This window comes from Arthrobacter sp. Y81 (assembly GCF_002929335.1).
Lineage (GTDB): Bacteria > Actinomycetota > Actinomycetes > Actinomycetales > Micrococcaceae > Arthrobacter.
Genome location: NZ_PJIL01000016.1, coordinates 18038 through 33421, shown reverse-complemented (window position 1 = coordinate 33421; position 15384 = coordinate 18038). Strand labels below are relative to the sequence as shown.

Annotated in this window: 11 protein-coding genes and 2 tRNA genes; 10 read left to right on the top strand and 3 right to left on the bottom strand. The window is 64.5% G+C overall.

Going from position 1 to position 15384, the window contains the following annotated elements; genetic code table 11:
• Positions 1 to 63: 63 nt before the first annotated feature.
• Both ilvD and CXQ91_RS18520 read right to left on the bottom strand, forming a co-directional pair.
• Entirely contained in the window at positions 64 to 1785 is a 1722-nt protein-coding gene (ilvD, locus tag CXQ91_RS18525; RefSeq protein ID WP_104175366.1) for a dihydroxy-acid dehydratase, read from the bottom strand.
• Positions 1786 to 1925: 140 nt separating this feature from the next.
• Positions 1926 to 2849, bottom strand: a complete 924-nt coding sequence (locus CXQ91_RS18520; protein ID WP_104175365.1) for a LysR family transcriptional regulator — start codon at positions 2847 to 2849, stop codon at positions 1926 to 1928.
• 114 nt (positions 2850 to 2963) lie between these two features.
• Between CXQ91_RS18520 and CXQ91_RS18515 the strand changes: the two genes are divergently transcribed.
• From CXQ91_RS18515 to CXQ91_RS18500, 4 genes are all read left to right on the top strand, one after another.
• Positions 2964 to 4157: a hypothetical protein gene (locus tag CXQ91_RS18515; protein WP_104175364.1), complete on the top strand. Its 1194-nt coding sequence runs from the start codon at positions 2964 to 2966 to the stop codon at positions 4155 to 4157.
• A gap of 30 nt (positions 4158 to 4187) precedes the next feature.
• Positions 4188 to 5324: a sorbosone dehydrogenase family protein gene (locus CXQ91_RS18510; RefSeq protein WP_104175363.1), complete on the top strand. Its 1137-nt coding sequence runs from the start codon at positions 4188 to 4190 to the stop codon at positions 5322 to 5324.
• A 106-nt stretch (positions 5325 to 5430) separates the two neighbouring features.
• Positions 5431 to 5506, top strand: a tRNA-Lys gene (locus tag CXQ91_RS18505).
• Positions 5507 to 5884: 378 nt separating this feature from the next.
• Complete coding sequence (locus tag CXQ91_RS18500; protein ID WP_104175362.1) at positions 5885 to 6160, top strand: hypothetical protein; 276 nt, start codon at positions 5885 to 5887, stop codon at positions 6158 to 6160.
• A gap of 69 nt (positions 6161 to 6229) precedes the next feature.
• Here CXQ91_RS18500 and CXQ91_RS18495 read toward each other — a convergent pair whose 3' ends face one another.
• Positions 6230 to 6712, bottom strand: coding sequence for a MarR family winged helix-turn-helix transcriptional regulator (locus CXQ91_RS18495; protein ID WP_104175361.1), 483 nt, complete (start codon positions 6710 to 6712; stop codon positions 6230 to 6232).
• Between the two features lie 96 nt (positions 6713 to 6808).
• Between CXQ91_RS18495 and bcp the strand changes: the two genes are divergently transcribed.
• The 6 genes from bcp to CXQ91_RS18465 all read left to right on the top strand — a co-directional run bounded on the left by bcp (position 6809) and on the right by CXQ91_RS18465 (position 15216).
• Positions 6809 to 7279, top strand: coding sequence for a thioredoxin-dependent thiol peroxidase (bcp, locus tag CXQ91_RS18490; protein WP_104175360.1), 471 nt, complete (start codon positions 6809 to 6811; stop codon positions 7277 to 7279).
• 144 nt (positions 7280 to 7423) lie between these two features.
• A tRNA-Leu gene (locus tag CXQ91_RS18485) sits at positions 7424 to 7505 on the top strand.
• Positions 7506 to 7753: 248 nt separating this feature from the next.
• Positions 7754 to 8428 carry a fasciclin domain-containing protein gene (locus tag CXQ91_RS18480; RefSeq protein ID WP_104175359.1) on the top strand — a complete coding sequence of 225 codons (675 nt, stop codon included), beginning with the start codon at positions 7754 to 7756 and terminating at the stop codon, positions 8426 to 8428.
• Between the two features lie 223 nt (positions 8429 to 8651).
• Positions 8652 to 10328 carry an ABC transporter substrate-binding protein gene (locus CXQ91_RS18475; protein ID WP_181038951.1) on the top strand — a complete coding sequence of 559 codons (1677 nt, stop codon included), beginning with the start codon at positions 8652 to 8654 and terminating at the stop codon, positions 10326 to 10328.
• Positions 10329 to 10407: 79 nt separating this feature from the next.
• Positions 10408 to 11913 (top strand): malate:quinone oxidoreductase, encoded by a 1506-nt coding sequence (locus tag CXQ91_RS18470; RefSeq protein WP_104175358.1) that lies wholly within the window; start codon positions 10408 to 10410, stop codon positions 11911 to 11913.
• Between the two features lie 69 nt (positions 11914 to 11982).
• Complete coding sequence (locus CXQ91_RS18465; RefSeq protein ID WP_104175357.1) at positions 11983 to 15216, top strand: efflux RND transporter permease subunit; 3234 nt, start codon at positions 11983 to 11985, stop codon at positions 15214 to 15216.
• Positions 15217 to 15384: the final 168 nt, after the last annotated feature.

Sequence of the window (15384 nt, the reverse complement as noted above, 5' to 3'; positions counted from 1 at the left end):
CTCCGAAAAGCGCGTTTGCGGACGTTAGCTGCCAGTCAGTTGGGTTAGCGCAACTACGGGGTGCTACCCGCAGTATGCGCCGGTGGAGGCGCTGTGCACCAGCTTGGCGTACTTGGCGAGCACGCCCTTCGTGAACTTGGCTGGCAGCGGCTCCCACCCGATCTTGCGGGACTCGAGCTCGGCGTCGTCCACCAGCAGGTCGAAGCTGCGGGCGGCGATGTCCACGCGGATCCGGTCGCCGTCCTTGACGAAGGCGATGGGGCCGCCGTCGACCGCTTCGGGCGCAACGTGGCCGATGCACAGTCCGGTGGTACCGCCGGAGAAACGGCCGTCGGTCAGCAGGAGCACGTCCTTGCCCAGGCCGGCACCCTTGATGGCACCGGTGATGGCGAGCATTTCGCGCATGCCCGGACCACCCTTGGGGCCCTCGTAGCGGATGACCACAACATCACCCTTGTTGATCTGTCCGTTATCCAGCGCATCCAGGGCGCCCTGCTCGCGTTCGAACACGCGGGCCGTGCCTTCGAAGACATCGGCGTCGAAGCCGGCGCTCTTGACGACGGCGCCTTCCGGCGCCATGGAACCGTGCAGGATGGTGATGCCGCCGGTCTTGTGGATCGGGTTGTCCAAGGCACGCAGGATCTTGCCGTCCAGGTCCGGCGGGTTGATGGACGCGAGGTTCTCCGCAAGGGTCTTGCCGGTAACGGTGAGGCAGTCTCCGTGCAGCAGCCCGGCGTCGAGCAGTGCCTTCATGATGACCGGCACGCCGCCGATCTTGTCCACGTCGGTCATGACGTAGCGGCCGAAGGGCTTCAGGTCACCCAGGTGCGGGATCTTGTCGCCGATGCGGTTGAAGTCGTTCAGGGTCAGCTCAACCTCGGCCTCGCGGGCGATGGCCAGCAGGTGCAGGACGGCGTTGGTGGAGCCGCCGAATGCCATGGTCACGGCGATGGCGTTCTCGAAGGCCTTCTTGGTCATGATGTCCCGGGCAGTGATGCCGAGGCGGAGCAGGTTGACCACCGCTTCGCCGGACTTGCGGGCGAAGTCATCACGACGTCGGTCTGCCGAGGGCGGAGCAGCGGAGCCCGGCAGGGACATGCCCAGGGCCTCGCCGATGCAGGCCATGGTGTTGGCCGTGTACATGCCGCCGCAGGCACCTTCGCCGGGACAGATGGCCTTTTCGATGCGCTCCAGGTCCCCGAGGCTCATCTTGCCTGCGGCGCAGGCGCCCACGGCTTCGAAGGCGTCGATGAGGGTGACTTCCTTTTCGGAGCCGTCCTCGAGCTTGACCCAGCCCGGCATGATGGAGCCCGCGTAGAGGAAGACGCTGGCCAGGTCCAGGCGGGCTGCTGCCATGAGCATGCCCGGGAGGGACTTGTCGCAACCGGCGAGCAGGACGGAGCCGTCGATGCGCTCGGCCTGCATGACGGTTTCCACGGAGTCGGCGATGACCTCGCGGGAAACGAGCGAGAAGTGCATGCCTTCGTGGCCCATGGAGATTCCGTCGGAAACGGAGATCGTCCCGAACTGCATGGGGAAGCCGCCGCCGGCGTGGACGCCTTCCTTGGCGCCCTGGGCCAGCCGGTTCAGGGAGAGGTTGCAGGGAGTGATTTCATTCCAGGAGCTCGCAACGCCGATCTGGGGCTTCGCGAAGTCGTCATCGCCCATGCCGACTGCGCGGAACATACCGCGCGCGGGGGCGGCATGGATCCCGTCGGTGACGACCCGGCTGCGGGGCTTGATGTCGATCTTGTTCTCGGTTGCTGTTTGGGTGTCCTCACTCATGGGTCAAAGTCTATGACTCCGATTGGGACGCCAACGACCCCGGATGGAGGGTTAAGCCGAAAACCGTGAATATTTCGATCAAATAGTGGACTCTCGTCTCAAATAATGAGATCCCGAGGGTCGCGGCCACTTTGGATGTGTCACGCGTCACTCAGGCCGGCGGTGTTGATCGATGCGGCTTCCGCCTCGAGCATGGACAGGACCTGCTGGATGGTGGTCCGGGCCGCCACATCCGGGCGCGCGAGCGCGACGATGCTGCGGCGGGCAGTTACCCCCAGCAGGGGGCGCAGCACAAAGCCGCGCTCCTGGTTTCTCAGGGCTGTGTACCGGGGCAACAGGCTCAATCCGTGGCCGGCGCTGACCAGCGCTTCCAACACCCGCAGGTCGGGAAACAACTGCGCGCGCAATGCCGGAGCCCCCGCCTGCACCTCGATCTGGCGAAGCACTGTGTCGAACGGAAAGCCCTCCGGCACGCCCATCCAGGGAAATCCCACAACATCGCTGGCCGTCAGCGATGGCTTTGTCGCCAGGACGTGCCCGGCCGGCATGGCCACGTCCAGCGGCTCGTTCAGCAGCGGAACAACCACGAGCCCCTGCCGGGCGAAAACATTGGGGCCATCCACGCTATGGGCCAGCACGATGTCGTAATCAGCGGCCAGGGCAGTGAATCCTGCGACACCCGGGTCCTCGAAGCGGGCCTCGAACCGAAGGCCCTCCACCGCCTTGACGCGATGCAGGAGGCCGGGGAGGAACATCTCAGCCGCGCTCGGAAAAAAGGCCGCCTTGACGTGTGTCTGCCAGCCCTGCCGGTACGTGTCGATGGTGGCTTCAGCGCGAGCCATGGCCGTGGAAACGTCGGCCGCGGCCGCGGCCATGGCTCGGCCCGCCTCTGTGAGCCGCACTCCCCTGCCGGACTTTTCAACCAGGACAACACCCAGTTCGTCCTGGAGTGTCTTGAGCTGTTGGGAGACGGCGGAGGGCGTCACCTCCATTGCTTCGGCAGTGGCGCCCACGGTGCCCCGGTCCGAAAGTTCGCGGAGAATCCGGAGCCGTTTCAAATCCATGAGGCGAGGCTACAGGACGGCCTCGATTCCCCCATGTAAGCCTTTACAGCCGTAATCACACCGACGTAACGTCAAGCAACGGCAACCTTGCCTTGTGGATAGAAGGGCTCTGCTATGGACTGGATTATTTGGGTCATCGTCATCGTAGTCATCGTCGGGGTCGTCTGGTGGCTCCTGAACCGCAACAGTTCAGGAAATACCACCGGAACATCGGCGTCCTCCGATTCCGGTGTGTCCGCTCCACAGGCAGAGCAGCCCGGCTCAGGCAGGCCCGCGGGAGCCGCACCGGCTGGCGGAGGCGCGGCAGTGTCGGCAGAGGCAGCCGCCACTGCCGGAATGGCGAGTGCCGCAGGCTTCGGCTCTCCTGCGACACCTGCGGCACCCACGACGGCGGACGATGCCAGGGAGCGGCCGCAGGCGCCCGTTGCCGCCGGGGCGCCGGTTGCCGAATCTTCAACTCCGCGTCCTTCCTCGCAAGCTACCGCGGCGGCTGAACCAGCTGAACCAGCCGCGTCCCTGCCGGTGGCGTCACCTCCCGCGAGCGGCGCTCCAGTGAGCCCGGCTCCGGCGAGCGCCGGCGGAGACGTGGATGACTGGGACGAGGATTCATCAGCGGACCCGAACGCGACTGCGGCAGGGACAGCCACCACGGCGACACAGGATGCTACAGCAGCGCCGGACCGCGCCGCTGTGGCCGACAGGGCCGAGTGGGAAGAACAGTGGTCCGAGGCGGCCAGCACTCCGCATGCCGTCGAAACGCACACCAAGGAGACAGCAGCCAAAGAACCGGCGGCACGGGAAACTCCGTCCCCCGACGGAGGCAAACAGGCACCCGTCCACCACCCTGAGTACACGGAACCCCACGCCCCCACCCTTCCCGGCGCCGAATCAGCCGCGGCCGAGGACGCCGCTACGGAGGATGTCGCGGCCGCTGAAGGCGGAGCGGAACCGTCACCCGCCGGCGGAGCCGGACCGGCCGGCGGGACCCACACAGGCGTCCTCTCCGAGGGAGATGCTGAAACACTGCAGGCGGCGGCGTCATCAGCGGCCACGGAAGCGGCCGCAAGCCACACGGCTGAACCCGCCGGACACCTTGCAGCCGACAAGCCTTACGGTGACGGATCCGCAGCTCCGGGCTCGGACGGCAGCGGACCTGACGGCTACACGGTCAAAGGCAATGCGCAGTCGATGATCTACCACGATGAGACCAGCCCGGACTATGAGGAGGCCACCGCAGAGGTCTGGTTCGAGTCGGCCGCGCACGCGGAAGCGGCAGGCTTCCGGGCTCCGCGTCGGAGCCGGCACTAGGCCCGGCCGTCAACGAGGCGGGGGTACACAATGAACCCGGAGAAGGCGGGGTGCACATCCAGGCGTGCGCTCCGCCTTTTTTATGCCTCCACCGCGCTATTCTCATCGCTCACTCTGGCCGCGTGCACCGGCGGCGGCAGCGGCATTCCCACAGGCAACGCCGGTTCAGTCACGGGTAGTAACCCGGCCGCCCAGGAACCCCAGGTGCTGCGGACCGTTGAAGGGCTGCAGCTGCCCTGGTCCACGGTGTTCCTGCCGGATGGCACCGCCGTCATCTCGGAACGTGACAGCGGCGAACTCAAATCGGTCAAGGACGGGAAGACCTCGGTGCTTGGCAGCGTCCCCGGAGTTGTTCCCGGCGGAGAGGGCGGCCTCCTGGGGTTGGCAGTGTCACCCGAGTACGAATCCGACATGTCGCTGTTCGCCTATTTCACTTCCGGTACGGACAACAGGATTGCCCGTCTCACGCTGACGGAGGCCGACCCCGGGGGCCCGTTGAAGCTTGGACAGCCGGAGATCATCTTCGCCGGCATCCCCAAGGCCTCAACCCACAACGGCGGCCGAATCCGCTTTGGACCGGACGGAAATCTGTACGTGGGAACCGGTGACTCACAACGCCGCGACCAACCGCAGGATCCGAACGCGCTGGGCGGCAAAATCCTCAGGATTACCGCCGAAGGCCGTGCCGCCCCCGGGAACCCGTTTGGAGACAACCCCGTCTACAGCCTTGGCCACCGGAACGTGCAGGGCCTGGACTGGGATGACTCCGGCAGGCTGTGGTCCAGCGAATTCGGTCCAAACGTGGATGACGAACTGAACCTGATCCAGCCGGGCGGCAACTACGGCTGGCCGGAGGTCACAGGGGCGCCGGGCAGGCCAGGCTTCATCGATGCCAAGGTGGTCTGGCCGTCCACCGCGGAATCATCCCCGAGCGGGCTTGAGATTGTGGGCTCCACGGCCTATCTCGGCGCACTCAGGGGCCAGCGGCTGTGGGCCGTCCCCCTCGCTGGCGAAAATGCGGGCAATCCTGTGAGCCATTTCACAACCCGGTACGGGCGCATTCGGGACGTTTCGCTCGCCCCGGACGGCACCTTGTGGATGCTTACCAACAACGAAAACCCTGATTCCGCGCTGATTTTGGCCCTTCCGGCCCAGCCGGGGAGCTGAGGCGGGCGCCGATTTCACACGGCGCTAAATCTCGTGTAGAGTTTCATGTCGTTGCGGAGATGAACGCGGGAAACAAAAGCCCACGGGAAGAGCCAAAACAACAGCTGCACCTCTAGCTCAACTGGCAGAGCAATTGACTCTTAATCAATGGGTTCCGGGTTCGAGTCCCGGGGGGTGCACCACAGAAACCCCGTCTTCACTGGCCACAAGCCATGAAGACGGGGTTTCGTTTTGCCCGGAAATCACCCGGTGGATATTGAAGGGATGCGCCCGCGAAATGTGCGGGCTACCGACGTTGGAGCATGAACGGGAGTGGATCCGGACCACACCCCGCACTGTGTGAGCAGCCCCAACGGGGAGCTAAACGACGTGCTCACCAAAGAGTGGCCCCACAGCATTCTCGCCTCACTGCCCTGACGGGTATCGAGAACGCCGGCCTTGATACTCGGCCGGCGCCCTGAATTAGGGCATTATCTTTGGTAAAAATTCAGCTAAAGCATCGGAATACCTGCGAACCACTGGATAAAGTGACCCCATTACTAGGTGTGGGAGGGCAAACCATGGCTGTCTTTCGGTTTACTGTGACGGGCACGATTGAAGCGGATGTCGACGCCCTTGGCGCCGCCATGGCTGCCTCCCTGCCGACCCAGTTCTCTGACTCCGACGCACTAGTCGCGCTGGAAAGCAGCCTGGAGTTCAGCGAAAACCCCGGCTCTGCTTTGCAGGCGTTATTGGAGATGGGTGTGATGGGGATCCTGCAGGCCAAGCTGGGCCCCTTGAACAAGGGCTGGGACATTCAGGCCCTGGAGGCGATAGCCGTCCGGCTGCTGGGATAGGAAAGCCCTGCCAGCCAGCGCCGATTAGCGGGCCCTGTCGACTATCCGGCCCGGTCGACTACGGGGCTTTCAGTTGGCGCTGTTGGCATCCACGGTGAGCCCGGATTCGGCGTTGGCCACGATGGCTTTGGTCTCCGGCGAGGCAAAGCGGCTGGCCAGGACGGACACTACGGCCTGGAGCTCTTGCCGCAGCACGTCAGGGTCGATCGAAGCAGCAGCCAATACGGTTCGTTCCATGTCCGCTGCCGCAGCCACGGCCTCAACACCCCGCTCGGTGAGGGACACCACATGGCTTCGGCGGTCAGACGTGCTGCGCTCCCGGCGGATGTGTCCATGCGACTCAAGCCGGCTAAGGGTTTTCCCCATCGTCTGGGCCTGGACGCGGACCAACTGGGCAAGCTGTGCCTGGGTCATGGGTCCGTTGAGGGCGAGAACCTCCATGGCGATGACCCCGGCATGGGTAAGCCCGATGGCTCCCAGCTTCTCATTCCAAGAATGTTCGACGAGGCGTGCCGCCGTGGACAAGAGGCGCCCTGTGGGCCAGCGATCCATATCAGGCATACCACTTAGTATAGCCAGCGTGGGATTCGTCGCCCGCTCCCCCGCTCACTAAGCTTGGATGTCCACAACATTCCAGAGGAGAACATCTTGGTTGAACGACTCATTCCCGGCACTCCGGCACCGGACTTTACGCTGAAGGATTCCGCAGGGAACGACGTCAGCCTGAAAAGCTACCGCGGCCGGAACACCATCGTGTACTTCTACCCGGCAGCGTCCACGCCCGGCTGCACCAAGGAAGCGTGCGACTTCCGCGACACACTCGCCTCCCTGCAACGGGAAGGCTATGACGTCCTGGGCGTGTCTCCCGATCCGGTTGAGAAGCTCGCCAAGTTCGCCGAGGCGGAAGGGCTAACCTTCCCGCTCCTGTCCGATGAGGACCACGCCGTGGCTGAGGCCTACGCAGCCTGGGGGGAAAAGAAGAACTACGGACGGACCTACGAGGGCCTCATCCGGTCCACGATTGTGGTGGATCCGGACGGCAAAGTGGCGGTGGCACAGTACAACGTGCGGGCCACCGGCCACGTAGCCAAGCTCCGCCGGGACCTCGGCCTGGCCTAGGTTCCCTTCCCTGCGGGTGGGAACCGCGTCTTCCAGCACCGAGCAAAAGGCCCGGCCGGCAGGTACACTGGAGCCTGGCATCCGCCGTCGAACGTCCTTTCGCTTTCGCACGAACAGCGTCAGGATCACGCACGACGGCGCCGCGCGCGAGTGGTGAAATTGGCAGACACGCAGGATTTAGGTTCCTGTGCCTTCGGGCGTGGGGGTTCAAGTCCCCCCTTGCGCACAGCAGTAGGAACACCGGAATCCCGGACCTCACGGTCCGGGATTCCGTCGTTTAACGCCAATGCCCTGTGCCTGAATAGTCCGCAGGAAAAGAATTCTCCGGGTCCACCCATCCGGTGCCGCCGAGCTGCCGAATACCCATTGAGACACCAACCAAGGGTCGGTGCCCACAGTCGGAATTGAGCCAGTGCAGTGATCGAAAGAGTCGTTCACCGCAGGCAATGATCGGCACTAACAAGGAGAATCGAAATGCAGTCATTCAAGCGCACTACCTTCGCCGTTGCAGGCGTTGCAGCTGCCGCTCTGCTCAGCCTGACCGCCTGCGGAGGCTCCGCCACGACGGCAAACAGCTCGTCGGCACCGGCTTCCACGCCCTCCGCTTCGAGCATGGCACCGTCCCCGTCGGCCAGCTCCTCGGCCGCCATGGACCCGGCCGCCAACCTGGTGGGTCCCGGCTGCGCAGGCTACGCAGAGCAGGTTCCGGACGGCGCAGGCTCGGTGGCCGGAATGGCCCTCGATCCGGTCGCCGTTGCAGCATCCAACAACCCGCTGCTGAAGACCCTGACGGCAGCAGTGTCCGGCAAGCTCAACCCGAAGGTTGACCTGGTGGATACGCTCAACGGCAGCGAATTCACGGTCTTCGCACCGGTGGATGACGCGTTCGCCAAGATCGACGCCGCCACCATCGAAACCCTCAAGACCGACGACGCCCTGCTGAGCAAGATCCTGACTTACCACGTGGTTCCCGGCCAGATCACCCCCGACAAGATTGTGGGCACCCACAAGACTGTCCAGGGCGGTTCCGTCACCGTGACCGGCACCAAGGATGCGCTGAAGGTCGATGACGCCAGCGTCATCTGCGGCGGCGTCAAGACCGCCAACGCCACGGTCTACCTGGTGGACTCCGTCCTGATGCCGAAGTAGGCAACCCGCAACGCTCCTGATCCGGCTCCAGCCTGACTCCCTGGGCCAGCCCTGGAGAAACCGAAGGTCCGCACCGGTGGTGCGGACCTTCGTTTTTGCCCCTGCCGCCGCGCCCCGGACCCGGCCAGCGTCCAGGATCGGTCAATTAGACTGGGGAGCGGTCCCGGCCCGCGGACCTCCCAGCCGTCCAGAGGCCTTCCGGCCGTCCAGAGGTGATAATCGAGTGCCCAGCAGTAAATCGCGCCGCATTGCAGTCAGTATCGGTGCAGGTGTCCTGTCACTGCTGCTTGCCTCGTGCACGGGCGTGCCCGCCCCCGCGCCGGCGTCGTCCTCTGCGGTTCCGACCAGCTCGGCCCCCACCTCGCCCACGGCGACGTTTACGTTCGGCACCGCGGCCCAGCCGCTGGGACTCGATCCCGCGCTGGCATCCGACACGGAGTCCTACCGGATCACCCGCCAGGTCCTCGAAGGCCTGGTCGGGGTGGACCAGACTACCGGCCTGCCCACTCCCCTGCTCGCGACCGAGTGGGCAGAATCCAACGAGGGCAGCGCATACACGTTCAAGCTCCGTGAGGGCGTCACCTTCCAGGACGGGTCGCCGTTCGATGCCGCGTCGGTCTGCACCAACTTCAACCGCTGGTTCAATTTCCCGGAAAGCCTGAGGAAACAAGCCCCCGGGACGTCGTTCAAAGGTGTCTTCAAGGCCCACGCCGACCAGGCCTCGCTGTCCATCTACAAGGGCTGCACCGCGCTCTCCGCCGGGAATGTCCGGATCGACCTCACGCAGCCCTTCACCGGTTTCCTCCAGGCGCTGACGCTGCCGGCCTTCGCCATGTCGTCCCCGCAGGCCATGGCGGAGCAGAAGGCCGACACCCTCAGCCAGACCCGCGACGGCCAGCCGGTCTCAAACTATGCACTGCATCCCGTGGGCACGGGTCCCTACAGCTTCGCGGCGTGGGAAGACTCGAGCGTCAAGCTGGTCAGCAACAAGGATTACTGGGGCGACAAGGGCCAGATCGGCACCATCAACTTCGTCACCTACGACCAGCCCCAGTCGAGGCTGCAGGCCCTCCTCGACGGGAAGATCGACGCCTACGACGCCGTCACTGTGGGGAACTTCGATCAGCTGGTCAAGCGCGGAAAACAGATCATCCAGCGCGACCCCTTCTCCGTGATGTATCTCGGCATGAACCAGGAAGTGCCCATCCTGCAGAACCTCAAAGTCCGGCAGGCCATCGAAATGGCAGTGGACAAGGAAACACTGATCCGCAGGTTCTTCATCGACAACACAACGCAGGCAACCCAGTTCGTTCCGCCCAAACTCAGCGGGTTCAACAACAACGCCCCCTCCCTTGGTTACGATCCGGCCAAGGCCAAAGCGTTGTTGGAGGAAGCCGGGTACAAGGGCGAGGAACTCAAGTTCTACTACCCCCTTAATGTGACAAGGCCGTACCTCCCCACACCCGAAAAGGTCTACGCCGAGCTCAGCAGGCAACTCACCGCAGTGGGCCTGAACGTGAAGCCTGTTCCGGTGGAGTGGTCGGACGGGTACCTGCAAAAGGTGCAGTCACCGGGCGACCATGCCCTGCACCTGCTTGGCTGGAACGGTTCGTACGCCGACCCGGACAACTTCGTCGGTCCCCTGTTCGGCGAGAAGACCGGCGAATTCGGCTACCAGGATCCGCAGGTCTTTTCCAAGATCGCCCGGGCCCGAGGCCTGCCGGAGGGCGAGGAGCGGACGGAGCAGTACCGCACCATCAACGCCCAGATTGCCCAGTCTGTCCCGGCCGTCCCCATCGCCTTCCCCATATCGGCCCTGGCGCTGTCCGACCGGGTGCTGAAGTACCCCGCGTCCCCGGTATTAAACGAAGTTTTCACAAAGGTCGAGCTGAAACCTTGACGGACTGAACCAATTTCAGTTAGTGGGGTGCTCGGGGATATTCTGTGACAGCCAGAGCCGCTGCTATCGGAGACTCATTGTGACTTTCATTTCCAAGACCCAACATGCCGACGTCGTCCTGATTGGCGGCGGCATTATGAGCGCCACGCTGGGTGCGTTCATCAAGCAGCTCGAACCGAACTGGACCGTCTCGCTGTTCGAACGGCTCGACGAAGCCGGCCTGGAAAGCTCAGGCCCGTGGAACAACGCAGGAACCGGCCACGCCGCCCTGTGTGAGCTTAATTACTCTCCCGCAGCCAAAGACGGCTCGGTTGACCCCTCCAAGGCGCTGCACATCAACGAGCAGTTCCAGCTGTCCCGCCAGTTCTGGTCCCACCTGGTCAGCAACTCCCTCATCGGGTCCCCCAAGGGCTTCATCAACACGGTCCCGCACATGAGCTTCGTGATCGGGGAAGCCAACGCGGACTTCCTGAAGACCCGGTATGAGGCACTGAAGCCGAACACCCTCTTCCGTTCCATGGAGTACTCCGAGGACCACGCCCAGATTTCCAAGTGGGCGCCCCTGATCGTCAAGGGCCGCGACGCCAAGCAGCGGATCGCCGCTACCCGCGCAGCCGAGGGAACCGACGTCGACTTCGGCGCGCTGACCCGCGAGCTGACCACCTACCTGGGCAACAACGGCGTCGAGATCAACTACGGCCACGACGTCAACGGCATCCGCCGCGCCCCGGGCGGAGGATGGGACCTCACGCTCAAGCACAAGAAGTCCGGCGAGCACGGCAACATCCGCGCGAAGTTCGTATTCGTCGGCGCCGGCGGCGGCGCCCTCCACCTGCTGCAGGCTTCCGGAATTCCGGAGAGCAAGGGCTACGGCGGCTTCCCGGTCTCCGGCCAGTTCTTCCGCTGCACCGATGAGGCACTCTCCGCCCAGCACAGCGCCAAGGTCTACGGCCAGGCATCCGTCGGAGCCCCGCCCATGTCCGTCCCGCACCTCGACACCCGCTACGTCAACGGCAAGCGCTCCCTGCTGTTCGGACCGTACGCAGGATTCTCCACCAACTTCCTGAAAAACGGATCGTACCTGGACCTGCCGCTGTCCATCCGCCCTAGCAACATCATCCCGATGCTGGCTGTGGCCAAGGACAATATGGACCTGACCGCCTACCTGGTCAAGGAAGTCGCCAAGCGCCACGGCGACAAGGTGGAGGCCCTTCGCGAGTACTACCCGGAAGCAAAAGACGGCGACTGGGAACTCATCACCGCCGGCCAGCGTGTTCAGATCATCAAGAAGGATCCGAAGAAGGGTGGTGTCCTGCAGTTCGGCACTGAAGTGATCGCGGCCCGCGACGGTTCCATCGGCGCATTGCTTGGGGCCTCCCCGGGAGCGTCAACCGCTGTTCCCATCATGATCGAACTGCTCCAGAAGTCCTTCCCGAAGAACTTCGGGAGCTGGCAGTCGAAGCTCAAGGAGATGATGCCAGGCTACGGCGTCAAGCTCAACGACAACCCGGAACTGGCCGCAAAGCTGGAGGCAGAAACTGCCAAGACCCTCCAGCTGGCGGCCGTGGACGCACCCTCCAGCTGACGCCCTGTTCGGGTTACGGCAGGTTTCACACCCAACCACAAGTCCGATAACCCACCAGGAGACGATGAGATGTACCGGCTGGCAAAACTTTCGCTGGCAAACAGGGCCCTGATCGCGCTGATCACCGTCTTCGCGTCGGTGTTCGGCGTGATCACCATGTCCTCGCTGAAGCAGGAACTCATCCCTTCCATCGAGTTTCCGCAGATCACGGTCATCTCGTCCATGCCCGGGGCGTCACCGGAAGTCGTGGACAAACAGGTGAGCGGGCCCCTCGAAACCGCACTGAACGGTGTCGAGGGGCTGGAGTCGACGTCGTCCACCTCCCGCACGGGCGTCTCGCAAATCACCATGGTGTTCACGTACGGGACAAACCTGGACCGTGCACGGAACCAGATCGACCGTGCCATCTCCAACGCCAAGCGCGCGCTGCCGGATGACGTCCAGCCGCAGGCCATCGCCGGCAGCATCAGCGATTTCCCGATCGTGTTCCTGGCGGTCTCGTCCGACAAGCCGCTCAGTGAGCTGAACGCCGACCTCCAGCGCCTCAGCGTCCCCCGCCTTCAGAAGCTCGACGGCGTCAGGGGCGCCGACGTCACCGGCGGCGCCACCCAGCGCATCCAGATCCTTCCCCGCCCTGAGGCCATGGCCGCCAAGGGTGCCACCATCCAGTCCATCAGCAATGCGTTGAAGAACAACGGGGCCCTGATTCCGGCGGGCACCATCGAGGAACAGGGCAAGACGCTTTCGTTGCAGATCGGCAGCCCGGTGGACTCCCTGGACGCCGTCAAGGCCCTGCCGCTCGGCGGCGCCAAGGACGCCGCCACGATCGGCAGCGTGGCCGATGTCAGCATCAAGGACGACGTCCGGACGTCGATTACGCGGACCAACGGCAAGGAAACGCTTGCCTTGTCCGTGACGAAAAAGCCCGAAGGCGACACCGTGGCCATCTCGCACGCGGTGAAGGATTCCATCGGCCAGCTCGAAGCGGAGCTTGGATCGAACGCCAAGTTCACCCCGGTGTTCGACCAGGCCCCGTTCATCGAGAAGTCCATCAAGGACCTGACCACCGAAGGCCTGCTGGGCCTCGGATTTGCTGTGGCAGTGATCCTGGTGTTCCTGATGTCCGTGCGGTCCACGCTGGTCACGGCCGTCTCCATCCCGCTGTCCCTGCTCATCACGTTCATCGGACTGTCCGCGACCGGATACTCCCTGAACCTCCTGACCCTCGGAGCGCTCACCATAGCGATCGGACGCGTGGTGGATGACTCGATTGTGGTGATCGAGAACATCAAGCGCCACCTCAGCTACGGCGAAGCGAAACTTGAGGCCATCCTCACCTCCATCCGTGAAGTGGCCGGCGCCATCACGGCATCCACACTGACTACCGTGGCTGTCTTCCTTCCCATCGCCTTCGTCGGCGAGCTGGCCGGCGAGCTGTTCCGGCCCTTCGCCCTGACGGTGACCATCGCGCTGCTTTCGTCACTGCTGGTGTCGCTCACCATCGTTCCCGTTCTGGCTTACTGGTTCCTCAAGACACCCGCCGGCAGTGCCGGCGCCGCACTGTCCGCCGGGGCCGCCCGGGAAGCCGCCGCCAAGGCGCATGAGGCAGAGCAGCGCAGCCGACTGCAGCGCGGCTACCTGCCGATCCTCAACAAGACGCAGAAGCATCCTGTGGTGACCCTCATCGCGGCGGTCCTGGTCCTCGGCGGAACGGCTGCCATGACACCGCTGCTCGCCACCGACCTGCTGGGCAGGTCCGGTGAGAACAGCATGACGGTCCGCCAGGTCCTGCCGGCGGGAACCAGCCTGACGGACACAAGCGCGGCCGCCGTGAAGGTCGAAGAAGTACTGCGGAGCATCGACGGCATCAAGGACGTCCAGGTCACCTCGGGCAACGCACAGACCGGCTTCACCGCGCTGACCTCCAGCGGTGCCTCGAACTCCTCGTTCACCGTTGTCACCGAGGAGAAAGCCAACCAGGCCCGGCTCCAGGAGACCGTCCGCACCGAACTGGCCAGGATCAGCGATGCGGGCCAGATCTCCGTCGGCTCCCAGCAGGGCGGGTTCGGCACCACGTCCACCGTGGACATCACGCTCAAGGCCGCCAACTCTGCGGACCTCCGCGCTGCGAGCGATGCCATGGTCAAGGCGATGGAGGGCGTACCCGGCAGCACGGAGGTTGCCACCAATCTGGCAGCCAGCCAGCCCGTGGTGCAGGTCAAGGTGGACCGTGCCAAGGCAGTCGCCGCCGGCCTGAACGAGGAACAGGTGGCGGGCGTCCTGGCTTCCACCATCAGCCCGATTCCGGCTGGTACCGTGCGGATCGACACCAATGACTTCCCGGTTCAGATCGGCGAGGGCACCCGCTTCACGAGCGTCAGCGCCGTGCGGAACATTCCGCTTCCCACGTCCGGCGGAGCCGTGACGCTGGGAAGCATTGCCTCCGTGGAGCAAGTGGACATCCCGGTTTCCATCACCGCCAGCAACGGCCAGCGCACCGCCCGCGTCTCCGTCACACCGTCGGGCGCCAACCTCGGCGAGGTCAGCGCAGAGGTGCAGAACCGGCTCAAGGGGGTTGGGCTTCCCGCGGGCGTCACGGCAGAGATCGGCGGGGCCACCACCCAGCAGACGGAGTCATTCCAGCAGCTGGGCCTGGCCCTGCTTGCCGCCATCGCCATTGTGTACGTGATCATGGTGGCCGCCTTCAAGTCGCTCATCCAGCCGTTGATCCTCCTGGTGTCCGTCCCGTTTGCGGCGACCGGGGCGATCGCGCTGCTCCTGGTAACCAGGGTGCCTCTAGGCCTGCCGTCACTGATCGGCATGCTGATGCTGGTGGGCATTGTGGTGACCAACGCAATCGTCCTGATCGACCTCATCAACCAGTACCGGCAGCCGCGGACCGGCCCTTCCGGAATAAACTCGCCGGGGATGAACGTGGCCGACGCCATCACGCACGGCGCGCGGCAGCGCCTCCGTCCCATCCTGATGACCGCCCTGGCCACCGTCTTCGCACTGACGCCCATGGCGCTGGGACTGACCGGCGGCGGCGGCTTCATCTCCCAGCCGCTGGCCATCGTGGTGATCGGCGGCCTGATCTCCTCAACCGCACTCACGCTGGTCCTGGTACCGGTGCTGTACCGGCTGGTGGAGGGGCGCCGGGAGAGGAAGGCCCTGCTCCGCGCGATGCACGAACGCCCTGATTTCGGGCCGGCGGTTGACGTCGACGCAGAGTTCGTCGACTGGACAACGGGGACGGTTCCCAAGGTCTCCGGCCGCCGGGCTGCGGCCGGAGAGCCCGAATAGCATCAGCGGCTCAATCATGACACCGCCCGAAAAATAGCAGTGCCCTATGAAAAGCAGTGCCCGTGCCGCCCCGGTGGTACGGGCACTGCTGCTTAACCGCGCGGGAATATCCTGGCGGGCCGGACGTTACACTCACCGATAGATGCAAATGCATGTAAATCGGCTACA

Bases quoted from the DNA above. Each gene is read 5' to 3' on its own strand.
- CXQ91_RS18500 (WP_104175362.1), top strand. From the start codon at position 5,885: ATGGCTGTCTTTCGGTTTACTGTGACGGGCACGATTGAAGCGGATGTC.
- CXQ91_RS18510 (WP_104175363.1), top strand. From the start codon at position 4,188: ATGAACCCGGAGAAGGCGGGGTGCACATCCAGGCGTGCGCTCCGCCTT.
- CXQ91_RS18465 (WP_104175357.1), top strand. From the start codon at position 11,983: ATGTACCGGCTGGCAAAACTTTCGCTGGCAAACAGGGCCCTGATCGCG.
- CXQ91_RS18495 (WP_104175361.1), bottom strand. From the start codon at position 6,712: ATGGATCGCTGGCCCACAGGGCGCCTCTTGTCCACGGCGGCACGCCTC.
- CXQ91_RS18480 (WP_104175359.1), top strand. From the start codon at position 7,754: ATGCAGTCATTCAAGCGCACTACCTTCGCCGTTGCAGGCGTTGCAGCT.
- CXQ91_RS18515 (WP_104175364.1), top strand. From the start codon at position 2,964: ATGGACTGGATTATTTGGGTCATCGTCATCGTAGTCATCGTCGGGGTC.
- CXQ91_RS18520 (WP_104175365.1), bottom strand. From the start codon at position 2,849: ATGGATTTGAAACGGCTCCGGATTCTCCGCGAACTTTCGGACCGGGGC.
- ilvD (WP_104175366.1), bottom strand. From the start codon at position 1,785: ATGAGTGAGGACACCCAAACAGCAACCGAGAACAAGATCGACATCAAG.